This is a genomic window from Exiguobacterium sp. s194 (assembly GCF_018618275.1).
Taxonomy (GTDB): domain Bacteria; phylum Bacillota; class Bacilli; order Exiguobacteriales; family Exiguobacteriaceae; genus Exiguobacterium; species Exiguobacterium chiriqhucha.
On sequence record NZ_JACSLT010000011.1, the window covers coordinates 39,685 to 63,774 of the forward strand.

Annotated in this window: 20 protein-coding genes and 1 CRISPR repeat array; of the genes, 4 read left to right on the plus strand and 16 right to left on the minus strand. The window is 47.8% G+C overall.

Annotated features, from left to right (window positions below; translation table 11 throughout):
- Window positions 1–16 precede the first annotated feature (16 nt).
- The 5 genes from KNP85_RS13460 to KNP85_RS13480 all read right to left on the minus strand — a co-directional run bounded on the left by KNP85_RS13460 (window position 17) and on the right by KNP85_RS13480 (window position 4,205).
- On the minus strand, window positions 17–478 hold the full coding sequence (locus KNP85_RS13460) for a WapI family immunity protein (RefSeq protein ID WP_211779992.1): 462 nt from the start codon (window positions 476–478) through the stop codon (window positions 17–19).
- Window positions 478–981, minus strand: a complete 504-nt coding sequence (locus KNP85_RS13465) for a hypothetical protein (protein ID WP_214803491.1) — start codon at window positions 979–981, stop codon at window positions 478–480. Before KNP85_RS13465 ends, KNP85_RS13460 begins: the two co-directional genes overlap by 1 nt.
- A gap of 92 nt (window positions 982–1,073) precedes the next feature.
- Window positions 1,074–1,979, minus strand: a complete 906-nt coding sequence (locus tag KNP85_RS13470) for an ABC transporter substrate-binding protein (protein ID WP_353048943.1) — start codon at window positions 1,977–1,979, stop codon at window positions 1,074–1,076.
- A gap of 193 nt (window positions 1,980–2,172) precedes the next feature.
- Window positions 2,173–3,186, minus strand: a complete 1,014-nt coding sequence (locus KNP85_RS13475; protein ID WP_214756890.1) for a LacI family DNA-binding transcriptional regulator — start codon at window positions 3,184–3,186, stop codon at window positions 2,173–2,175.
- 146 nt (window positions 3,187–3,332) lie between these two features.
- The gene (locus tag KNP85_RS13480; RefSeq protein ID WP_131472853.1) at window positions 3,333–4,205 is read right to left on the minus strand and encodes a TetR/AcrR family transcriptional regulator; all 873 of its coding nucleotides are present in this window, start codon (window positions 4,203–4,205) and stop codon (window positions 3,333–3,335) included.
- A gap of 154 nt (window positions 4,206–4,359) precedes the next feature.
- On the opposite strand from KNP85_RS13480, the gene KNP85_RS13485 reads away from it, so the two are divergent.
- Entirely contained in the window at window positions 4,360–5,859 is a 1,500-nt protein-coding gene (locus tag KNP85_RS13485) for an MDR family MFS transporter (RefSeq protein ID WP_214803494.1), read from the plus strand.
- Window positions 5,860–6,042: 183 nt separating this feature from the next.
- Window positions 6,043–10,623: a CRISPR direct-repeat array (repeat unit 32 nt; unit sequence ATTTCAATCCACGCACCTACGTGAGGTGCGAT).
- 180 nt (window positions 10,624–10,803) lie between these two features.
- Here the strand turns inward: KNP85_RS13485 and cas2 are convergent.
- The 9 genes from cas2 to KNP85_RS13530 all read right to left on the minus strand — a co-directional run bounded on the left by cas2 (window position 10,804) and on the right by KNP85_RS13530 (window position 19,962).
- Window positions 10,804–11,094, minus strand: a complete 291-nt coding sequence (gene cas2, locus KNP85_RS13490; RefSeq protein WP_214803497.1) for a CRISPR-associated endonuclease Cas2 — start codon at window positions 11,092–11,094, stop codon at window positions 10,804–10,806.
- A gap of 9 nt (window positions 11,095–11,103) precedes the next feature.
- Window positions 11,104–12,135 (minus strand): type I-C CRISPR-associated endonuclease Cas1c, encoded by a 1,032-nt coding sequence (cas1c, locus tag KNP85_RS13495; RefSeq protein WP_214803500.1) that lies wholly within the window; start codon window positions 12,133–12,135, stop codon window positions 11,104–11,106.
- Entirely contained in the window at window positions 12,132–12,791 is a 660-nt protein-coding gene (cas4, locus tag KNP85_RS13500; RefSeq protein ID WP_214803503.1) for a CRISPR-associated protein Cas4, read from the minus strand. The genes cas1c and cas4 overlap by 4 nt, the downstream gene beginning before the upstream one ends.
- Window positions 12,781–13,635, minus strand: a complete 855-nt coding sequence (gene cas7c, locus KNP85_RS13505; protein WP_214803505.1) for a type I-C CRISPR-associated protein Cas7/Csd2 — start codon at window positions 13,633–13,635, stop codon at window positions 12,781–12,783. The genes cas4 and cas7c overlap by 11 nt, the downstream gene beginning before the upstream one ends.
- Window positions 13,632–15,506: a type I-C CRISPR-associated protein Cas8c/Csd1 gene (gene cas8c / locus KNP85_RS13510; RefSeq protein WP_214803508.1), complete on the minus strand. Its 1,875-nt coding sequence runs from the start codon at window positions 15,504–15,506 to the stop codon at window positions 13,632–13,634. Before cas8c ends, cas7c begins: the two co-directional genes overlap by 4 nt.
- An 11-nt stretch (window positions 15,507–15,517) precedes the next feature.
- Window positions 15,518–16,216, minus strand: a complete 699-nt coding sequence (gene cas5c / locus KNP85_RS13515) for a type I-C CRISPR-associated protein Cas5c (RefSeq protein ID WP_214803511.1) — start codon at window positions 16,214–16,216, stop codon at window positions 15,518–15,520.
- A gap of 15 nt (window positions 16,217–16,231) precedes the next feature.
- The gene (gene cas3 / locus KNP85_RS13520) at window positions 16,232–18,580 is read right to left on the minus strand and encodes a CRISPR-associated helicase Cas3' (protein WP_214803514.1); all 2,349 of its coding nucleotides are present in this window, start codon (window positions 18,578–18,580) and stop codon (window positions 16,232–16,234) included.
- A gap of 188 nt (window positions 18,581–18,768) precedes the next feature.
- Window positions 18,769–19,224, minus strand: coding sequence for a hypothetical protein (locus KNP85_RS13525; protein WP_214803517.1), 456 nt, complete (start codon window positions 19,222–19,224; stop codon window positions 18,769–18,771).
- Between the two features lie 93 nt (window positions 19,225–19,317).
- Window positions 19,318–19,962, minus strand: coding sequence for a plasmid pRiA4b ORF-3 family protein (locus KNP85_RS13530; RefSeq protein WP_214803520.1), 645 nt, complete (start codon window positions 19,960–19,962; stop codon window positions 19,318–19,320).
- A 337-nt stretch (window positions 19,963–20,299) separates the two neighbouring features.
- Between KNP85_RS13530 and KNP85_RS13535 the strand changes: the two genes are divergently transcribed.
- Window positions 20,300–20,809, plus strand: a complete 510-nt coding sequence (locus KNP85_RS13535; RefSeq protein ID WP_251136301.1) for a glucosaminidase domain-containing protein — start codon at window positions 20,300–20,302, stop codon at window positions 20,807–20,809.
- Window positions 20,810–20,982: 173 nt separating this feature from the next.
- Window positions 20,983–21,525, plus strand: coding sequence for a GNAT family N-acetyltransferase (locus KNP85_RS13540; protein WP_214803526.1), 543 nt, complete (start codon window positions 20,983–20,985; stop codon window positions 21,523–21,525).
- 20 nt (window positions 21,526–21,545) lie between these two features.
- Here KNP85_RS13540 and KNP85_RS13545 read toward each other — a convergent pair whose 3' ends face one another.
- On the minus strand, window positions 21,546–22,559 hold the full coding sequence (locus tag KNP85_RS13545; protein ID WP_214803529.1) for an ABC transporter permease: 1,014 nt from the start codon (window positions 22,557–22,559) through the stop codon (window positions 21,546–21,548).
- Complete coding sequence (locus KNP85_RS13550; protein ID WP_214803531.1) at window positions 22,552–23,280, minus strand: ABC transporter ATP-binding protein; 729 nt, start codon at window positions 23,278–23,280, stop codon at window positions 22,552–22,554. Before KNP85_RS13550 ends, KNP85_RS13545 begins: the two co-directional genes overlap by 8 nt.
- Window positions 23,281–23,451: 171 nt before the next feature.
- Here KNP85_RS13550 and KNP85_RS13555 point away from each other — a divergent pair, with 171 nt between their 5' ends.
- On the plus strand, window positions 23,452–24,054 hold the full coding sequence (locus KNP85_RS13555; RefSeq protein ID WP_214803534.1) for a TetR/AcrR family transcriptional regulator: 603 nt from the start codon (window positions 23,452–23,454) through the stop codon (window positions 24,052–24,054).
- The last annotated feature ends 36 nt before the right edge of the window (window positions 24,055–24,090 follow it).

The window sequence follows — 24,090 nt, forward strand, 5'->3', positions numbered from 1 at the left end:
CATCTGTTTCATCTTATTACAAATCACTCTCACGTTCCCGGATCGGAAATTCAGCTGCGATGTCCCGCAAGCCTTTTAGGAAGCGTTCCACGTTCGCTACAGAGGTTTCAAAGTTAATATCAAGTTCTTCCACCTCGTCCCCGAGCGGGTGCTCCAGATGGCCTCGCACGTCCACTTCGTCCCCATCCGCGTCCCGTCTCGTCACCGTCAAGCGGATATACGGTTCTGTCGGTTCGAACTCAACTTGTTGCATGTCACCGGCAACGAACGACTCGAATACCGGTATGTAGTGTGCGACGAGCAAACTGTCGAGCATGATGTCATCGAACGTGATGCGATGGTCCGGCGTATGGAGCCCGACCCAATTCCGATGCCACGCCGCATCATGGATGTCATCGGCGTCAGGATAGGCATACGCATAGCTCTCGATCGTCACATCAATCGTTTCGTCGCGCGACATCAGTTTCGTGATTGCCATTACTTTTCTTCCTTCCGCAACGAATATCCGTCAATTTCCAAGAGACGCATCCGTTTCTGATCGACGGCCGCATGGATGATAACCGTCACGCCTGGATTGAGTTCCATCATCTTCTTGATTTTCGTCAAGTCGTCGCCTTTGATCTCGACCGGCAAGACGAACTCGCCTTCCTTCAAGTGAATGAACTTGATTTTTCCTTTGTCGTCATAGCCTGTAACTTCGTACGTCGCATATTCACGTTTCATCAACATCTCCCCTTCTTCCGAATCAATCTCCACACCGAGATCACAAATTTCCCGTTCCCGTTCAATCCGTTTGTCCCGTTCCATCAGTCCTCTCACGCCTAAAAAAGAAGAGAACAACACAATAAAGATCATGAGGACATTCGAATAGACAAACCCATAGAGCAAACCGTACATGAACCAGCACAGCAACGACATCATCATAAGCGTGGTCGTCTTACCCTGTTCCCGCTCTTGATCCGTTCTATGGTGTGACGCCATCATCCGTCCTCCTCTCCATACTTCATACGTTCCCCGCTTGAATCGGTTCCACACAAAAAATCCACCCCTGTAGCGGCAGGGATGGATCCAGCTTACGCCTCGACGCTATCCGCGTGTTTGGCTTTCTGGTCCGCGATGACGCCTGCGTACCATTTCGCGCTGTCTTTCAAGACGCTGTGAAGACCCCATGTCGGGAGGACGTAAGAGAAGACTTGTGTCTCTGTCTCTTTGCCGCCTTCTTTAACTTTGATCGGCTTCGACATCCCTTCGAACCAAGATGGTGACCATTCTGGAGCGAGTGCCATGTATTGTTTCTCACGAAGCTCCTTCGCGTAGTCCATGTAGTTGATCTTGTCTTCTGTCAAGACGAGTTCGTTCTTGTCGTTTACCCATGCTTCTGGGTTCGCGCCTTGTGAGAACCAACGAATCGCGCCTTCGTCCGGGAACATTTTGTAGCCTTTTTGCTTCATCTTCTCTGCAACTTCGAAGACGCCGTCCATCGAGCTCATCATGTTGCCGATTTCAGCCGGATCGTCCGTACCGAGCACTTCTTTCGCTAAGCTACGTTTGTAGTAGACGCCACCTGGTGTCGTTTGCCACGAAAGCGCGCGCACGTTGCCATCTTTATCTTTCCCGAGGTCGAAGACGTAAGGGATGTAATCGTCTGAGATATCGTCGACGTTATAAGGCTCGTCTGAAAGGTTTTCCCAGTATCCTTCGTCAACCCATTGCTTGAGGAACGCGATTTCTCCTGTGAAGACGTCCGGTGCCCCAACGCCGCTTTCAAGTGCCGGCTTAAGTTTTGTCGGATAGTTCGCGATTGGAACGATTGTCAATTCAACCTTAAGGCCGTTCTTCTCTTCGTATGTTTTGATTGGCTCTTTAAGCTCGTCCGTGAACGACCAAACTTTAAGTACGTCGTCTTTGCCGCCTGTCGCTTCTGAAGATCCTTCGTCGTTTGAGCACGCGCCTAAGACGCCGACTGATAGTGCTCCGATCGAGAGTAAGCTAACTAATTTTTTCGCATGAGTGAACCGTCCTTTATAAGTAGTTTTTAGAAAGCGTTTTCAAGAAGAGGTAATAATTCATCGAAAGCGGTTTCGGTTCGAGGTAAATGATTTTCGAAATCGCTCTCTCCTCTCCATTCCGCTGAAGCGAACAAAGCGACTTCGAAACATCATCGTGACTTCTTTACTTTTTAATCGGTGCGCATGACGCCCGTTCAATCAAGCGGACTGGGATGACGCGTCGTTCCGTGCGTCGTTCTTTGGCCGTCATCTGTTCAATCAACAGCTCGGCCGCCGCTTCCCCGATTTCGTCCGTATCTTGACGAATCGTTGTCAGCTTCGGAGTGATGTACTTGATCATCTCGATATCGTCGTAACCGATGATCGAGATGTCTTCTGGCACCCGGAGGCCATGTTTATGAACGGCTTCGATCGCGCCGATGGCCATTTGGTCACCTGCGACGAAGACGGCAGTCGGCGGAGATGGGAGTTGCAATAGCTGCTCCATCGCTTGTTTGCCTTCCTCGACCGAGAAGAACCCGGCGTTCACCAAGTATCCTGGTTGAATCGGTAAATCGAGCGCGTGCATGGCAAGCTCATACCCCTTGACCCGGGCCGCCCCAGCGTCAATCGACGAATCGCCGGCGATATGTGCGATGGCGCGATGGCCTAACTCATACAAGTAGTTCACAGCCATGCGGGCACCTTCCGAGTTGTCGGAATAGACGACGCTACAGTTAGCGCTGTCCATATCGACCACGACGATCGGGATATCGCTTTGCATGAGTTCTTGTACTTGTTCATCCATTCGGTCCGAGCAAATGACGACAATGCCGTCGACCGCTCGGTGTTTGAAGTGCTCGAGGTAACTCATGTCGCGGTTGCGGAGGTTACGCGAGGCGAAGATCAAATCATATCCGTGTTCCTCAGTGGCGTGACGGAAACTTTCAATGATGCCATTGAAGAACGGATGCTTCATTCCGACTTCGTTCGCCTCCGAGAACATGACGCCGATCGCCCATGACTTCTTTGTCGATAACGACTGTGCGTGTGCGTTTGGCAAATAATCCATCTCAGCGGCAGCTTGTAATATTTTGGCTCTCGTCTTTTCGCTGACGTCTTTATAGTTATTCAACGCTTTAGAGACGGTCGTAATCGAAAAGCCCGTTTTTTTTGCTAAATCATAAATCGTACCCATGTCAGTCTCCTCTTCCCGAAAGCGCTTTCGGTAATTTGATTGTAGCGCACGAATTTGTAGGAATCAATTCTTTTTCGTGGAATATTTTGAGATTTATTTTCGTACCGTGTTTCTTCTATATTAACGGATAAAATCACTTTTTGTCGTTAGTGTGTCCGCGTGTATAACCAAACGAGGTTCGTGAACTTTTGAACTTCCGTCTCTCCCGTCTCACCTTTGAACAAACGTTGGAACGGTTTCAGCAACTGTTCAAGGACGATTTTCCGGAGCCGGTCTTGATGGAGCTCGTACGTGATTGCTTCGAATAAATCGGCTTGTTCCTCGGTCATCTTCACGTGCTCATGGATGCGCGCCGCCATCCCAATCAACTCATCTTTCGTGACGAGATTCTTATCCGTCGTCCCCCGCATTTGATCGACAGTGACCGGGTTCAAGATATGTTCTCCGGTGTCGACCATACGCGCCGCCATCAACTCGACGTAGGCGTACAAATTACGAATCAATCGCTGAATCGAGTAGGCCGTGTTCGTGATGCGGAGTGTGAACAGGATATGTTGCAACATCCCGTTGAAGAGTACTGTCAACTCGACCGAATACGGGCGAATCTCCTCCCCGATAATTTCCGTCAGGCGCATGGCGAGCCACTCGATCTCATAGACGCGGTGTTGTAAGACGAGCTTTTTCAATTCAGGCTCATTCGCTGACATAATCGACTCGAACAAGGCGTGGAGGTTCCGCTCCTCGTTCAATTGAATGAGAATCGAAATCTGCTCGATAAAGACGTCCTTGTCGCGCTTGTCACGTCCCATCTGCATCTCAATCCGGCGTTGTCCAGCGTCATAGCGCAAGTTCTCGAGAATGTTGGCGACACAGTCCGTCTTCGAGGCGAAGTAGTTATAGAACGTGCCTTTTGAGATGTTGGCCCGTTCGATGATTTCTTGGACCGACGTCTGCTGCACTCCGTTCTCAATGAACAAAGCCATGGCGACGTCAGCAACTTTTCGTTTCTTATCCTTCATATATTGATTGCTCCGTTCTGTCTGGTTTCTGGCTTAAGTATACCATTTTGAACCGACAGTACAAAATGGTTGATTTATTTGTACGGCGGGTATAAAATCACTACATCGACACTTACTAGTATATAACTATTCAGAACATAAAGGAGCAACTCGTATGAAACCAGAATTCCAAAAGAAACCGCCGTATCTCATGCTCGCGGTCCTCTTTGTCGGGGCGTTCATCGCCTTCCTCAACAACTCTTTACTTAACGTCGCGCTCCCATCGATCATGGTCGATTTGGAGATTGCTGACTACTCGACCGTCCAATGGCTCGCGACAGGATTTATGCTCGTCACAGGCGTGCTCGTCCCAGCATCGGCCTACTTGATCACCCGGTTCTCGAACCGCGGGCTCTTCATCACGTCGATGGCGATTTTCGCTCTCGGGACGGCCATCGCCGCTTTCTCTCCGAACTTCGGTGTCTTACTCGCCGGTCGGATGATTCAAGCGGTCGGGGCGTCGACGATGGGACCGCTCTTGATGAACGTCATGCTCGTCAGTTTCCCGCGTGAAAAACGCGGAACGGCGATGGGGATTTTCGGTCTCGTCATGATTTCAGCACCAGCAATCGGTCCGACACTCTCGGGCTACATCGTCGAATACTATGACTGGCGCGTCTTGTTCGAGATGATTCTCCCGCTCGCCATCATCGGTCTCGGTCTCGCCATCTGGAAAGCCGAGAACGTCATGGTCCAAAATAAAAAGCAATCGCTCGATTACTTGTCACTCGTCTTATCAACGCTCGGGTTCGGTGGCGTCTTGTACGGTGTCAGCTCAGCGAGTTCAGATGGCTGGGATAACCCAATCGTCTTGACGACGATGATTGTCGGGTTCGTCGCGTTGATCGCCTTCGTCATCCGTCAGCTCAACATGGAGAAACCGCTCCTCGACTTACGGGCATACAAATACCCGATGTTCGCGCTCGCCTCAATCATCGCGATTGTCAACGCCGTCGCCATGTTCTCCGGAATGATTTTGACACCGGCCTACGTACAGAGTGTCCGTGACATCTCGCCGCTCGACTCTGGGCTCATGTTGTTACCGGGTGCGATCATCATGGGGATCATGTCACCGATCACAGGGAAACTGTTCGATAAGTTCGGACCGAAGTTACTCTCGATCACAGGTCTCACGATTACCGCGATCTCAACGTACATGCTCGCCAACGTCCAACTCGATTCGACGTACACGTACATCGTGACGACATACACGCTTCGCATGTTCGGGATGTCGATGGTCATGATGCCGATCATGACTAACGGTCTCAACCAGTTGCCGACGAGCCTCAACCCGCACGGAACGGCCATCAACAACACGGCCCAACAAGTATCCGGTGCGATCGGGACGGCAGTCCTCGTCACAATCATGAACTCGGTCACGAAGACAGAGGCCGAGTCGCTCATGACCGGCGTCGACCCAGCGACACTCACCGAGAGTGCGATGGGTGCGTTGACGCAACAAGCGTTACTGTCAGGGATTCAGTATTCGTTCTACGTGGCACTTGGAATGAACATTTTGGCGCTTATCCTCGCGTTCTTCGTGAAACGAGTTGATGTTCGGAACATTGATTCCAAACAAGAAAATATAGACAAAGAATTGAAACACGCAAACTAAACAAATATGAAATTAATGTACATTAAATGGACGAACCTCCTCCGAGGTTCGTCCATTTCTTTGTTACAACAATGTAAACCACTCAGAAATGTCAATGCTTATGATATCAATTATGACTTTTCAATCCACGCATTCATGTGGAGTGCGATACGTTGACACCTCCATAGAAGAAGGACGAGCGTTATTTCAATCCACGCAACTACACGAGGCGCGATGCTGTTGTTCGTGACGAATTCGTTCGGTGTTACCGTACTGCAATCTACGCACCTACATGAGGTGCGATATCGAGTTTTTTCACGTCGACGCGCTTCACGAAATTTCAATCCACGCACCTACGTGAGGTGCGATGGAGGCCGAATTCATGGCCGAGAGTGCGAGAGAATTTCAATCCACGCACCTACGTGAGGTGCGATGCAAGCAAAATCGAAATCGAGAGGGTGTAACCGATATTTCAATCCACGCACCTACGTGAGGTGCGATCGTTGACCTGCCCGTCGAGTTGCACCTGCTCCTTATTTCAATCCACGCACCTACGTGAGGTGCGATGCCGCATGATTTCCTCGTCCCCGACTTCATACGAATTTCAATCCACGCACCTACGTGAGGTGCGATCGGTCTCGACGCGGCCTACGTACTCTGCGTTTTTATTTCAATCCACGCACCTACGTGAGGTGCGATAGGAATGGTACTACCCACGACGTATGTGCCGTATATTTCAATCCACGCACCTACGTGAGGTGCGATATCGTCACATGCAGCGCCCGCGTCACTTGGGACATTTCAATCCACGCACCTACGTGAGGTGCGATTCGGAGGTGACCTATGATCCAGTCCGCTCTACTTATTTCAATCCACGCACCTACGTGAGGTGCGATCAGGGTTGGTGACCAGGTGGTCCTTCACTTCTGGATTTCAATCCACGCACCTACGTGAGGTGCGATCCTCCTGACGAGACAGGAGAAGCGGGCATTGAAACAATTTCAATCCACGCACCTACGTGAGGTGCGATGTGATGCCGGTCGGTACGGTGTAACGCTTATGTTATTTCAATCCACGCACCTACGTGAGGTGCGATGCGAAAACTTCGATTACATGCCAGTAAAAAAGCCTATTTCAATCCACGCACCTACGTGAGGTGCGATTGAGGTCTGCCAGATGATAGCGATTCTTTGCCGCATTTCAATCCACGCACCTACGTGAGGTGCGATTCACGAAACTTTTTCTTCTCCTCTCTATCTTGATATTTCAATCCACGCACCTACGTGAGGTGCGATCTTCGAGTTTGTCGCCCAACTGCTCGCGCTCTATTTCAATCCACGCACCTACGTGAGGTGCGATCGGTACGGATACCAGTAGGGATGCGCGCCCAGATATTTCAATCCACGCACCTACGTGAGGTGCGATTGGTGCGAACTTGATTGCCGCCGGAAGCGACGCTATTTCAATCCACGCACCTACGTGAGGTGCGATTCGGTACGCACATAATCGGTAAATGCGTACGTGGTATTTCAATCCACGCACCTACGTGAGGTGCGATAGCAACAGCAACATGGACGCCGCTCAAAGGATTATTTCAATCCACGCACCTACGTGAGGTGCGATTGAAAGCCCAGATGACGAAGCTCACGACCACGAAATTTCAATCCACGCACCTACGTGAGGTGCGATCATTGACGGCGCAGCGTAACGACTTGTTTGACGAAATTTCAATCCACGCACCTACGTGAGGTGCGATCATTAGAGGAGTTAGAGAGCAACTTATCTCCTAAATTTCAATCCACGCACCTACGTGAGGTGCGATTTTCCGCGACATACTTGTTTCGGACTGCGTACGAATTTCAATCCACGCACCTACGTGAGGTGCGATTTACGTTGCGCCCCGTCATACGGCGACGCAAAGTATTTCAATCCACGCACCTACGTGAGGTGCGATAGTCGCTCGTGTAATAGTCCGCATTGGCAAAGGATTTCAATCCACGCACCTACGTGAGGTGCGATCATGCCAAGCAGTAGAAGCGCGTTCGCGTGGTTATTTCAATCCACGCACCTACGTGAGGTGCGATTCGGTCATGCGCGGGTCGCTCGCCGGGATAATGTATTTCAATCCACGCACCTACGTGAGGTGCGATCTTGGCAGCTGGCACAATCGAGCGCGCTGACGAATTTCAATCCACGCACCTACGTGAGGTGCGATAGTGTGACCCTCCTTTTGAGACGGTAACGGACAATATTTCAATCCACGCACCTACGTGAGGTGCGATCAGGGACGGCATACACCGATGGCGGTGCTCATCAAATTTCAATCCACGCACCTACGTGAGGTGCGATTGAACCAATGACGCGGGCTTTTAGGGTTACAGTTATTTCAATCCACGCACCTACGTGAGGTGCGATATCAAGCCCGAACTGGTGCAGTTGAGCAAGCCGATTTCAATCCACGCACCTACGTGAGGTGCGATCGTGGCATGCGGGAGATGGCGCTTTCGGCAAAGGATTTCAATCCACGCACCTACGTGAGGTGCGATAGGAAGAGGATCGTGTCCGCGTCCTGCTCGATGATTTCAATCCACGCACCTACGTGAGGTGCGATGCCGCTGAGCAGATTCTTTACGGTGTCGTGTATATTTCAATCCACGCACCTACGTGAGGTGCGATCGCCTCGACGCGGAGTTGCTTGATATGGTGGTGATTTCAATCCACGCACCTACGTGAGGTGCGATCATGACGACCAATGGGTGGTCGGGTGCTCCTAAATTTCAATCCACGCACCTACGTGAGGTGCGATAAGAGGGAGCGTATTGAATATGAGTAGCATTGGAATTTCAATCCACGCACCTACGTGAGGTGCGATTAGATGTCGCGGTCACGGCCCGTCTTCGTCGGCGTATTTCAATCCACGCACCTACGTGAGGTGCGATGTCACGGCAATCTCGCCGTTCGCATACGCCTGCTCATTTCAATCCACGCACCTACGTGAGGTGCGATTGCAATAGTTCCTTGACCTCTTCCGCCGTGCCTTATTTCAATCCACGCACCTACGTGAGGTGCGATTAAGACGGCGACGCTCATGCCATCACCGTCCCGAGATTTCAATCCACGCACCTACGTGAGGTGCGATGGCGACCCGCAAGATTATTGTTAGTCTTCCATATTTCAATCCACGCACCTACGTGAGGTGCGATGAGTGGACTGCGAATATCCGAGTTTGCTAGCGATATTTCAATCCACGCACCTACGTGAGGTGCGATAAACGCAACGCGTCGAAAGAGACTTGCGGGATGGTATTTCAATCCACGCACCTACGTGAGGTGCGATCAGTCCCCGAGTTACCAGACACTTCGTGAGAACTGATTTCAATCCACGCACCTACGTGAGGTGCGATGCCATCCAGCGAAGGGTTGCTAGCCTCGTACCGATTTCAATCCACGCACCTACGTGAGGTGCGATTTGGTAAGTAAAAAACTCAACTACACGGAGGTAATTTCAATCCACGCACCTACGTGAGGTGCGATCAAACCCGATAAAGGCGCTTGCTAACCTAGAAGCATTTCAATCCACGCACCTACGTGAGGTGCGATATTTACTTATTAAGGGGGCCATACGATGGCAAAATTTCAATCCACGCACCTACGTGAGGTGCGATTAATAAGCAAATCAACGCGATTGCCGCACGAGAATTTCAATCCACGCACCTACGTGAGGTGCGATAGCGGTGCTCGACGTCCACCAAAAACAGTACGGCATTTCAATCCACGCACCTACGTGAGGTGCGATGTTGAACAAATCTTCGAGTTCTGCCCGCTCCGCTTGATTTCAATCCACGCACCTACGTGAGGTGCGATATATGTGACGCCGCTTCCGGCGACTGGCATGGCATTTCAATCCACGCACCTACGTGAGGTGCGATTGCTTCGGTCTTGGCTACGGCTTACAGCGATCAATTTCAATCCACGCACCTACGTGAGGTGCGATTCGCGGATACCGGGGAGGGCATCCTCGGCAAACTATTTCAATCCACGCACCTACGTGAGGTGCGATTCCTCGTCAAGTCCTTCGTCATCGCCGCCGAAACATTTCAATCCACGCACCTACGTGAGGTGCGATCGGGCGTGAGGTTGAGCGTGCCGCCATTGACTTGATTTCAATCCACGCACCTACGTGAGGTGCGATCGCCCTCGGTGTTCCACTCGAACTCGCGCAAGTTATTTCAATCCACGCACCTACGTGAGGTGCGATCCCGCTCTGTGTCGTATACAGCGCACCGTTCAAATTTCAATCCACGCACCTACGTGAGGTGCGATCTCGGCGGCCTCATCTTCAAGAATTACGAGGTATTTCAATCCACGCACCTACGTGAGGTGCGATGGTGCTCCAAAAGTTGATGGGATTCAGTGACGAGATTTCAATCCACGCACCTACGTGAGGTGCGATGAGTGGTTTCCCTATAAATTCATCAGGGACATTGATTTCAATCCACGCACCTACGTGAGGTGCGATCCTTCGGTGTTCCAGCGGAGTTGCCGCAGATTGTAATTTCAATCCACGCACCTACGTGAGGTGCGATGTCTTGTCGTCCGGCGTAAACCACTCCATCGGACTATTTCAATCCACGCACCTACGTGAGGTGCGATACTTCTTGCCGACGTTGAGCGAGCCGGATACTTGATTTCAATCCACGCACCTACGTGAGGTGCGATTTGGGACACGCAGGAAGCGATGCAGCTACTCAACGATTTCAATCCACGCACCTACGTGAGGTGCGATAGCCGATTCCAAATAAAAAACCGACTAAAAATAAATACAAGAAACAATATTATCCTTTTTAGGATTCAAACCTTTAAAACCATTAGTCTCTCGTCTAGGAATATGCTGAAAAAACGGTGCGAACCTTTCTAGAAAATACTGTGCGCTACATGTTCGCACTCACTAAAAACAACTTCCCCTTTAAAAAATGAGAGGTCCTTCCAAATCTAAAGATTCTTTTGTTCCATAATGCTCCACTTTTGTGGCATGTTGATTGCCTAAACGATAAAACCGGAGACTGTCTTTATCCTCATCAACAATATCTTTTAACTTCAGCTTTAACGCTGTAAATTCAGTTTGATCAACGATGCATTCAAACACACTGTTCTGTACGCGCTGACCGTATTGCTGACAAACTTTCGCAACTTGTCTAAGCCGCTTCGTGCCTCCAGGTGAAATGGTATTCACATCATACGTCACTAAAACCAGCATATACACCCCTCACTTGTATAGGAAAGTTGGATATTCTTCTAAGTCCCCACGCAAATGCCTGGCCAAGAGCAACGCTTGTGCGTAAGGCACGAGTCCCCACATCATTTTTTCTTTTAAGTAAGGATGCTGAATCATCTCCTGCTTTTTCTTCTGCCAGGAAAAGAGAAAAACTTTACGTCCTTCTTCCGTCATGAGTACAGCTCCGTTCTCCTTCTGAATAAAATGCTTCGCTTGAATGACTTTCATATTGATTAGCGAAAGTACGAATCGATCTGCATAAATTCCGCGAAGCTCTTCCATCAAATCAAGCGCCAGCGAAATCCGTCCTGGACGTTCACGATGCAAAAAACCTACGTACGCATCGAGTCCAACCGCTTCGAGTGCCGCGCCAGTATCTCTTGCTAACAAGCTATAAGCGAATGACAACATTGCATTCACGCGATCAAGAGGTGGCCTTCTCGAACGTCCCTTAAACATGAAATCTTCTTTTTGCTGAAGAATCATATCGTCAAATAGTTGATTGTAGTGAACCGCTACTTTTCCTTCAAGTCCTCGTAACCTCTCCAAATCTTCGCATTCCCGAATTTCGATTAACTTTCTTGAAAAGTATTGTGATGTCTCTTTGAAACGCGCTACATCAATTCGCATCGGATAGTCTCGAGTCGTTCGTTCAAGCATCCATTTTTGGTTGTACACTTTACCGAGGATGAAGTTCCTTGCAAGTCGCGAAGATTGGATTTCACAGTCAGATTGGCGATATTGAGTTTTACGTAGCACGACATTGCCTTTACTTTCTCCAATGACACGTGCTAAAAATCGACCATTCTTTGTCATAAACGTCAAAGGTACATTGTTTTCAGCGCAATATCCCATTAATGCAGGACTGGCACCGGTATACCCGAATGTAACGATTCCTTCGAGATTGTGGAGAGGCACTCGACCTAGAATTTCGTCATCCTTTTTTACGACTATATTCCCACCCTCAAGAGCAAGGTATGCATCCGATTGGTTTACAAATAGCGTATTTAGCATCTTTTTCAATCTCGAAGCCTCCTCTCCATATACTCACTAACACTTTCTCGAACCATCAATTCTGGTAAACAGATATTTTGGAGCGAACAGCTTTTACAATGCGGCCCAGTTCTTACCTTCGGAGTGTGTTGCCGTTTATAATAATCATTCATTTTTTCAATAATTTCTCTCACTTCATACTTTAAGGTTTCCGATAACAGTACAAGGTGACGATGCTTCGTTTCGTTATAATACAGATAGCCCTCAGTAATTCGACATAAGAACATTTCTTCAAGACAGATTGCTTGCGCAGCTAACTGAAGCTCATCTTCTTTTCCGACTTTCGGCTTCCCTCGCTTATACTCGATTGGAACCGGACGATACAGACCAGGGTTTCCATATAAAGAAACCCCAGCCGAATCCTCGACGAATTCAACGACGTCACATTGTCCACTGATGTTCAACGCTTCTGACTTGATTGCCATCCCACGTACAATTAGTCGATCTTTCCTTTTTTCGCGCACATGCGAATCATCCGCTTTTTTATGCAAATGCTGTCCTTCAACAGTTCGAGTGTTTTCTTCCCATTGTTGTTCGATGTGGATAAGTGCCCACTGTCTCGGACAAAACTGAAAATGTTGAATGCCCGACAACAACAAATAGGAATCATCTTGTTTATAATCCATCCAAAATTTCAGGCTCTAAACCATCAAGTGTAGCAACATGAATTTCATAATCCGAAAAAGCTTTTGGTTCTTCTGTCGTTGGTTTTATCGAGATGGACCGATGCACTTTCGCAGACGAGTACTGTCCAAGTTTTGAACTATGTTCCCACCAATAGACTTTATGCACTTCCATACTTCCTTCTGGGCGAGCCGAAGAAGCATCATTCTCAAACAATGACACTAAAACCAGTTTTAGTTTCTTAGCATCTTCTTTCGTAAAATTTGTTTTTTCGGCAAGTTGAGTGTTAATACTTCCGTTCAATACATAGACCCCATGATCGACGCGATGTTTCATTCCCATCGTGTCAGAGCCACGTTCTTTGCCGCTCTCAGAGTTCACACTTTTCGTAATCTGCATACTTGTAATATCGATTGGGGCCACACTCGTTGCCGTGTGTATGGAGACAGGGCCACGCACACCAATGGACACTCCAGATTTCTCCCCTTTGAAAGCAAACACCTGACCAAACGAACGGACGTCCATCCATGCTGCACACGCTTCTTGTGCAAATTGATCTCCCATCCCTTTGCCCTTCATCAACTTCTTCAATTCTTCATTTCCTTCAGCGCGATCCCGCAGACTGTCATAACTATCTGAACGACGATCATTCGATTGTACAAAAATCGACTCGCCCATATCTTGGAGACGGTTCCGAATCTTACGTTTAATGGCGACATCTGAAATCTCGCCATAACCATCGTAGTTTTGACGAGGCCGGTTACCGTTAAGCGGATCTCCATTCGGATTTGCTTTAGAAACAGACAGAATGACGGTGAAATCGATTTTGTGGTCTAGTACGTTCATGCTTCAACACTCTCCTCATTAGATAAGTTGGCTTCTTCACGTTTTTGGTACAAATCATGTCGCTGACTATAAAAACCTAAAAGGTACTTACCAGATAACGGTTTGTTCGTAAAATCACTCGGATCAAGTTGTGATCCTACCTCGTCAATCAATTTGTTAATGTAGGTCACTTTCCTACCAAGTTTCGCTTGGTATGGTTGAAGTGCACTTTGAATCGTCATCCATGTCCGTGCAGGATTTTGAGAAAATGCGTTCATGTAACGAATCGCGTTGGTTGCACGATTTTCTTTTCCTAATGCTTTTCGCTCCAAATAGTCAGCAAGTGCTAATAATCGTCCAAATAAATAATCTCGATCTTTTAAATTTGAATCTAATGCCACATTCATCCCTTCTTTCTTGTTAATCATTCCACAGGCGATTTGTAACGTTTTCTCCCACTCCCAATCTTCCATCCCCACCGGATTCGATGCGCGTTGAATTAAACTGCGGCGAACATCATCTGGTACGATACGTCCGTCCACTACACACGGAATCAGTCTTTCCACAGTGGCCTTTATCAATTTTTCATTAGCACGCGGACCATAGGCCATCGTTGCGATATCGTGCAAAGATGGCGCACCGATGAAAGTTCGACGTTTTTTCTCACGATCAAAGTAAACGTATTCCCACGGATGTTCGGTGTGCCAGGATTCGAGTCGATTAAAGTATTGTTCTTGATTGAATGAACGATAGTACAAAATCGCTAAGCGTCCTGTCGTTGCCGCGTCCAGTATTAATATGTTCACTGTTTGTTGAGGTAATTTTCTTTTATAACCGATAAGTGCGTCAGAAAATGCTCGTGCACCGTCTCGGTTCGTATCGAATACTTCTTTCTCCTCCACATCGTCAAACAACGCAGCAAGTGAAAAAGTCGAATCAACCGCACTTGGCATTTCGGTCACTTGGCTCCCCCAGACAAGAAAGACACGTTGATCAATCAGTTTCCCTTGTCTTTGAATAAGCCACTTAAGTGCATTGTGTGCTTTTTGCGATACTTCGTAACTAATCGTCGCTGCTTCAGAGGCTTTATCAAAGCGGCCACGATATGTGAACCCACTACTGTCGTTCGCTGAGATAAGCTTTGCTTTATCTCCAGCATTACGGATTTTATTCGCATGTTTGGTGGAACCAACTTTTTGTTCTCCCGTTACAAAACATAATGTAGAGTCCCCTGCCTGTTCAGCATAGTAAGCAATAAAAGATTGATAAAACTCTGAATCTTGCCATGGCTCTTTATAAAGCTGTTCTGATGAATGAACATGAAAGCGTATAAACGCTCCTTCCATTCCACCGGTAACTATGGAGTAGATTTGCGGCTTGTCTTCTTTATCCTTCCACGTCCATTTCAACGTGCCATCAGTCTCTGTAAAAAGTACTTTCTCGTTCACTAAATCTTCAATGAGTCGTCCCTTTTGTAAGTACGTATAGATACTCTTCAACCGATCAAATCCATGAGAGGATTCAGACCATTTTTTTAGGTTATCAATGTACACTTGGTGCGCATTGTCTTTTTTATACACTCCGCCAAATGCTTCATAATCTCCAGCCACATAAGGTAATTTGTCATGTAATGGATACGGGGCTATCACACTCCCTGCTCGACTGGATGAATCTTCGGTGCTTGGAATTAATGTATTTCCGCCCCCCTTCTCAATCACTTCAGCCGTGTGGAATTCGCCATTTGGGGTTATGTTGACAGTTATATGAGCTGTTTGTGTCGTATGAGAAATCGGAAGCAACGTGAACGTCTTTCCTTCCCAACGACTTTCTGATTTACCTACTTCATCGAGATGTTGATTATATGTCTCGTATAGCTGTTGCCAAACGCTCATGCCATCACCTCCTATAGTTGTTCATGCAACAAATCTACTGGTTCAATATCATCTGCTGTAAATTTTTTTGCTTGCATGTTTTTAATCGGTTGGACAAGTGAACAGTCTTCTGGTCTTGTGAACGTAATCACCCCATTTTTCATCACTGGATGCCACAAACGAACGGCAAGTTCATTAACCCCTGTCTCATCTGGATAATTGAATCCGTGAACCATGGTTCCAAAATGAAGATCCACTCCATCGTAAAAACCTTCTCCTTGATCAAATTCAATGGGCTCTACGTATGCTTGGCATTCTCTTGCCCCCAGGAAAATATCTCTTCGACCTCCCGCTTCCAGCGAACGTTTCAGAATGGCATAATGCTTTCCTTCATTTCGATCAAACGCTAAATCAGGACGGTGTGGATTGAATTCGAAATGCGCTCGAATGTGATAGCACACGTCCCGCAAATACGTGTAGTGCGCTAGAGAATTCCCACCACTATACTCAATTGGCCGCATCCCCTTTGACTCCATTTTAATCGGCTTCATGATCCGAATCGCATCGACGACCATGACAATCGTCGGCTTCCAGTAAATCGATTCGACAATCCCTTTGATGGCCTGGTACGTAGGGATTTGATAGGACATTTTCTCGCCACCTAGTTTAGTCAATGGATCCGTAAACAAGGCGTAATCCCCATAAACTTTAAATTCAATCGTATTTCGCATAAGGGTCTCCTTTCATCACATGAATAAATTTTGCATCTCAGAATCTTGAGAAAGATTTAGCCCGTACTGTTCATCGTATGCGGTTGGTTGTAATGCGAGCAATCGACCATCTAGCAAAGAAACAATCCCCCCACTTTGCTCAAGTGCTTGTCGTTCATGGTTATAAATGCTGATCGTGTATTGTTGAGATTCCTTTAACCACCTTCGAGCATCTTCCCAATTGATGTCGCCATTCAAGAGTGCAATCAATTCTTCTCCCTTATCTCCATAAGGGACGAGCACGTCGTCTGTTTGCTGATCGATTACGTGAAAGTTGTCAGCAACTGTTCGATGACGAGCGACCAACAGTAGAGGAGTGTCACTCACTTGATGTTGATTTTTAGCTCCTTTAAACAGCATGGGCGCCAGTGTTTCGGTAGTAGAACCTTTTATTGGATAATCTAAATCAACTTCGCGAAGTTGGTAAAACTCTTGGAAATATCGCTGCATCGCAAGCTGGGATAGCAACTCTCCGCCATAAGCGTTCGAATCTCGCTCCAAATCGACAACCAATCGTTTAACAATCTCCTGTCCTTTTGCAATGTCGGTTAATTTGGAGACACTTTCCTCAACATGATCAATCAAATAAACGGTTCGCTTATCGACTTCCCCATGTCGGTTGCAACGCCCGGCGGCCTGAGCGATTGAGTCGAGTCCCGCGAACGAGCGAATGACACATTGGAAACTCACATCTACACCCGCTTCAATTAGCTGAGTGCTTATGCAAATGACTCGTTCACCACTTTTGAGTCGTTGATTAATTTTTTGCAAAATGATTTTACGATGTGCCGGACACATGGAAGTACTCAAGTGATATACTTCGTCTTCAGAAAACGAGGGTTTCAAGGATTCGTATAACTTACGTACAACTGTCTTTGTGTTTAAAATGATTAAAACGCTTTGATGGACATTGGCTTTGTCTCGCACGAATAAGTCGAGTCGATGTGTATCAAATTCGTCTGGAACAACTTCAATTTCAGTCCGTTTAAACGCTTCAATGACGGTCGGTAACTCTTGAATCATTTCTCCATCACTCGTTAACCGATGTTTAACAAAATCTAGTGCGGGTTGCGTAGCCGTGCATAGAATCACACTTGAACTTAGTCCGTCTTTTAAGAAATTAAGCGATTCATTGAATAGCGATACGCATTTGGTAGGAACTTTTTGCACTTCATCAAAAATGACGACCGCTTCACTTAAATGATGAAGACGACGTGTATTGCGATTTCCCTTCGCATAGAACGTATTCAAATATTGCACCATTGTCGTAAAGATGATGGGGGCGTCCCAATTGTCTTTCGCTAAATTCAATTTTGCCTGTAAACTCATTTCATCTTCCGAAGCATCATCTAATTGAATGACATTAGAATGGTGCTCGACGATTTCTTCAGTGTCTAACACTGCTCTCGCGACTTGAGCGTTTTGCTCAATAATTGTCGTAAAAGGTACAACATAAATAATTCTTTTTTTCTGATGATGAGAAGCGTGGTGTAGAGCATAGCGTAGACTTGCCAACGTCTTGCCCCCACCTGTCGGAATCGAAAGTGTATAAACCCCGCTCGGTCGTTCAGCATACTGCATGCACTTCTCAGACATTTGCTGCCGAAGAACATTTATCGGGGAAATAGTTGAACGATTGTCTTTCAAAGAGGATAAATGTCGCTCTAAATTTTCTTTTAACACTTGTAAATCAGCAACTAAACTGGAGTCGACCCCCTTCTCTTCAAACTGTCTTGTATTTGTTCGATCTGCATCGATCAAAATGCTGAAGACTAACTTTGTAAGAAAAGTGGAGTTTACTAACGTCTGCCCGATTCGTTCCAAATAACTCATCAATTGTTGAGAAGCCACTTCCGCATAATTCATAAAGTCTGTTTCTGATATCACTTCATCAAAGAATCGCTTTTTACATACTTCGTATTCATCTAATACTTTTAATTCAACTCGTTGTAGAAAGGGCGAGTCTTCACCTTGAATGTAATCATGGAGGTTTCCGTGATGCGATATGATTGCGTTGCTCACGATTTCTCCCAATAACTGGTCAGGTATTTTTCTTTTTAACGTTTCGAACAATAAACGTCCGCCCGCTGTAGCATGATCCACTTCGCCTCGCCTAACCTTTTCTCCTGAAACGGCTCGACGTATGTAATGTTGAAACGCCTCACTGTACTTGCCCATATCGTGTAGCAAAGCTGCAAGACCACAAACTTTTGAGATTCCAAGCGGGTCTCCCCATCTCTCTGCTAATAATTTCGTGTCTAATAAATGTTGATGAACGGATTGAATTTCTCCATCTTCAGCGCGTATATGAGCGATATATTCCACAATCCTATCCCTCCCTAATCTCTAAAAATATTCCACGAAATAGGTGTTTTCACCTTTATTTTATTACATTATTTTACTTTAGGTGGTTACTTTTTCTTGTTGGGTGTAAATAAAAAAGCAGCTTTAGCCGCTTTTATACTTGCACTGATTCCTAAAGATCCAGTGCCACATACTAACTATTTATCTAATCATTTAGCGAAACTCAAGTCATGCCGACTCGGATGCTCCGGATCGAGCTGGCGAATCTTGCGTTCGTAATACATCGTCGTCGCCGCTTGGCCCGCGACCGCACCAAAGAAAATCATCATCCATAAGAACAGATTTGACTGGAATCCGTTCTTAAACAACAAACAGAATCCGATGGCCCCGAACAACGAGACAGCGTTGCGACCGAGATACGTGCGGCGAATGAACTTCTGGACGGATGGTTCGTCTGTCAACCGTTGCATGAATTGGCTTTCGCGCCACTCCAAATAAATCAACACGACGAGCGCCGCTAAGAAGACGATTCCATAACCCGTTTGAAACTCATTCATAACCAATAACGCAAATGACATCCCGACCGCGATGACGACGGATACGTGCAAGGGCATCCATCTTTTTTGATACGATTGAATCGAACGCATCCGTGCTTGTTTCTCCATTCCCATCACCTCGTTTCTATTTACGCAAGCAAACTGATTTTAGTTTCCTTAAAACGTGGGGTTTTTATAGAGATATTCACTCCGCCGCTTTTCTCATTTCACTCTCTTCACAGTCACATATTCTTGCAATAGGAAATTGATTTTATCCTTTTGATAGAATTGTACTTCTTTAGACGCCTCCACATACTCCTCGTGTTGCGGATGAGACGAATCGTTTAGGATGTCTTGAATCATCTGATTTCCAGTCATCCCGCCCACGTCTTCGAATGGCGTCTCCCCTTCCCATTCTGTCACCATCGGATATGGATACGGATAGTCGTCGATGACTTTCTCTAACGTCAGTTCATGCTTCCAGTCGTCCCCGTAGTCATACGTATAGTAAAGTTTCGGATTCGACTCGATGACGGTCGGCAATTTTACGTTCTTCATCTGGCGAATGGATAATTGCCGATACATTTCATAAATCTGTTGTTCGAATGCTTGTAATTGCGACTTAGACTTGAAGTAAGACAACCGAGCCTTATGCTCCTCGGCTTCATCTGAAGATAAGACGAACCGGAACGTCGGCTTTCGTAAATCATTTTCAAACTTTGCCAAGTGAGAGTCGTCCCACCACATAACGATTTGAATCGCGTCATGGAGCCGTTTGAAGTTCGTCTCGGCCGGGATGCTAAAGCGGCGCCAGACCGGTGTTGGGCTGTCGAGAAGTTGAATGTGGAACTGATACGCTTTGAACATAAAGTCGATTCCTCCTAATTTCGTTTCCGTCGCTTCTTTTTCTGATGATGATTCTTCCTGTTTCAAAAATACCTGAATGAATGGAAACTCGCCACTTATAAAATAGCACTTCACGATTTAGTTGCATAAATTTGGATGATTCCTCCCACTTAATCAAAATGAAATAATTATAAAGCCTAATATATGGTATTATTTTCATAGTTTATTTACTGATTAGGGAGGAACAAGGATGAAAAACGTGGTCGTTTATTCGATTGGAATGGCTTTAATCCTATTTTTGTTAATTAGTTCGACGCCGTCTGTTTCAGCTGCGTCAAAAAAAGAAAATCGTGCTATTATGGGAACATCAGCATTAACACCTCAACAAATGGCGGACTTTGTCAAAAAGAAAAATCCGAGAAACGTCCGGCTTGAAGGGGTGACCGTCGAAGAACTCGCCAAGCTGTTCGTCGTCATCGGCGCCAAAGAAGGTGTCCGTGGCGATGTCGCGTTCGCACAGGCGTTGAAGGAGACCGGCTACTTCAGTTACAAAGGGGACGTCCTCCCGAGGCAACATAACTACGCGGGGATCGGAACGGTCGGCAACGGGGTAAAAGGCCATACGTTCCGCTCGCCTTTCCAAGGCGTCACGGCCCATATTCAGCATTTGAAAGCATACGCTTCCACTGACAAACTGAACATGACGCTCGTCGACCCACGCTTCCGTTACGTAAAACGTGGATCCGCCCCAACATGGCCTGCCCTTCAAGGCAAATGGGCGATGCAGCCGAGAGGCAACTATGGCAACGACATCCTTGCAATCTACAAAGAGATGGAACGGACAAAATTTCGCGTCGCCAAAAAATGAACGACTACAATGACTTACAGGGGTGAAAGATAGTGACTTGCAACCAAGTACGATTGTTTAGCGGACTCGCACTTCTCGTGACCGGCGTCGCTTTACTACTTAAACGTTAAGCTGCATCCGGGAATGCCCGGATGCTTTTTTGACGCAATCAACAATAAAGAGGAGCTACCTCAATGAAACCACGCATGTATATCCGAGAGGGTCAACGATGTACCGTTCGACTGGCCGAGACGAACGATGCGAAGCGACTTGAATTGATTCGTCTTCAAATCGACAGCGAAACCGAATTTTTAGACCGCGAGCCGGACGAGGGCTATCTCGACGCTCCTGCGTTCAAACGACTCATTCAACTAGACCGCGAAACAGCCAACCGTGTCTTCCTAGTCGCCGAAGTCGATGGAAACCTTGTCGGGTTTGCCCGTTGCGAAGGCAGTTCGTTGAAACGGAAAGTGCATGCCGTCGAGTTCGGCGTCGGGGTGTTGCAAGCCTATTGGGGATTCGGCCTCGGCTCGGCACTATTGCGCGCTTCAATCGATTGGGCCGAGACGAACGGAATTCATAAAATCAATTTGAGCGTCATCGAGGCGAATGAAAAAGCCGTCGCACTCTATGAGCGTTACGGCTTTGAAGAGGAAGGCAGATTGCGTCATGACAAACGCCTGAGCGATGGTAAGTACTATGACACGATAATGATGGGACGGTTGAATCGGGGTTGAGCAAATGGCTCAACTCTTTTTTAATGCCCCCGATACTTCCCGAGCGCCCGCATGTTGAGCAAGTAGAGTACCCCGGCATAGACAATCAAGCCGAGCACGTAGCCCCAGATGCCGGCGAACCCGCTACCGTACACCATCACTTCTTTGATGGCCGTCGCCCCGTAAAAGATGGGCATGACGTAGCTCAAGTTGCCAAGCCCGTATGGAATCAAGTCGAGCGGGATCAATCCCGAGAAGAACACTTGCGGAATGATCGTGAACGGAATCATTTGGACGACTTGGAGTTCCGAACGAGCGAACACCGAAATCGTCGCGCCGAACAAGACGGCCGTCCCCGCCATTAAAATCATCACGAGAAACACCCAACCGATATTGCCGAGCGAGGTCAGCCCGAGCACGTAAATCGTATACAGAACGATGAAAACGGACTGAACGACCGCGAACACGCCGTAGCCGAGCGTATACCCTAAGATGACCTGTCCACGTTTAATCGGTGTCATGAGTAGACGTTCGAGCGTGCCACCGCTCCGCTCTTTGACGAGCGCCATCGCGGATAGAATGAAGACGAAGAAGAACGAGAACAGTGACAAGAACACGTAGCCGAACGAATCGAACGTCGATTGGCCTTCTTCCCCATATACATAGTTCATCTCGATATCGGCCGCCGGATTCAATGCCGACAACGCCGCTTGAATCTCTCGTACCGCCTTCGAGGACTTCGTCGACGGCTCTCGGAGCGTGATGGTCGTCCCTTCCTGCGTCGCTTCAAAAATCGCATCGACGTTTTTATTGTCCTCTAAATACCCGAACGGATTGTCGACCGTATCCAACCGGACGTCGAGTGTCTCGGCTTCGAACGCTTCGACGAGTTGCGTTTGCGCGTTCTCATCGAGCACGACGACCGGCACGTAATCCGAGTCACCGAGGAGGAAGTAAACGAGCGTCAAAATCAAGAGTGGTGCGATCAAAATCAAGGCGACACTCCGTTTATCATTGAGCGTCTGAAAGATGACGCGTTTCGCCAAGTTACGCATGATCCGTCCCTCCTTCTCGACCGGCGATGAGGAACAGTTCCTCGACGCGACCGTTCTCCGTCTGATCTAACAGATGCGGCACGGTGTCGTAAGCGATCAAACGGCCGTTATAGATGAGCGCGGCCCGGTCACACTCGAGCACCTCGTCCATGACGTGCGTCGAGACGATGATCGTCGTCCCGTTCGCCCGAATCGCTTGAAACTGATCCCAAATCTGACGGCGTAAGATTGGATCGATTCCGACCGTCGGCTCGTCTAAAAACAAGACGTCCGGTTGATGCAGGATTGCGATTGCGAGTGACAACCGTTTTTTCATCCCGCCCGAGAAGTTTCGGACGAGTTTCTTGCGGTCGGCCGTCAAATCGACGAGCGTGAGCACTTCCGTGATGCGTTGTTGGAGCTTCGGTTTGCCGAGCTTATAGATGGAGCCGAAAAATTCAAGATTCCCCTCGGCCGACAAGTCGTCATACAATCCGTCGTTCTGGGGCATGAAGCCGATCTTGTGGAGCATGCTCATGTTTGGCATGATCGTCTCTCCGATTTGAATCGAACCTGTGTCTGCGGCCAAGGCACCAATCATCAGCCGGATGAGCGTCGTCTTTCCCGAACCGGATGGGCCCAGCAGGCAACAGATGTCCCCTGAGTTGATGGTGAAGCCGACGTGGTCGATGGCCCACTGGTCACCGAACGATTTACTGATGTCGTTCAGTTGAATATCCATATTCATTCTCCTTTTCGATGCCTTGTTCGAGTACACTGAATTAATAGACACCGTGTTGGTTTATAGGTTCAGTATAGACCTCAGTCGACAGCCCAACAATCGGCAATATCGGCCATCGTGTCGGTTATCAGACAGTTTTCACTCAAGTGTTGGATAAAGGAGAATATTCAGATGGGACATGAAGATTTACGCATCACACGAACGAAACAATTGATTAAAAGCGCCTTCCTCGAATTGATTGACGAGCATGGGTTCGAGGCGGTCACCGTGAAAGCGATCACCGAACGGGCCGGTATCAATCGGGGCACGTTCTACAGTCACTATGTGGATAAGTTCGACTTGATGGAGAAGTCGATTGAAGCGATTTTCCATGAGGCCGAACTTAAACTCGTCAAAAACCTCCCTCACGTCTTCGGTGAAGAGCGCGGCGAATCATCCTATCAACTGCTCGTCCCGTTCATCCGTTTCATCGAAGACAATAAAATCTTGATGAAACCGCTCCTCAGACCGAACGGGGACCCGCAGTTCCAGGCCCGGCTCCGGTCGTACATGCATGCGGCGCTGTTCCATCGTTCCCCGACGGTCTTGTTCGACGAGACGAAGGCGCTCGTGCCGGCCGATTATTTAGTGTCTTACATCTCATCGGCCCATATAGGTGTCATTTACGAATGGCTCTATAGCGATCGGCCCGACACGGCCGAGGACATTGCCCGCATCATCTATACGATCACGTTCGAAGGGCCGCTCGTCGCGGGTGGTCTCCGTGCACATTGAAACTTTTACCGTTCCCTCCTGTACGTTAATATTTGG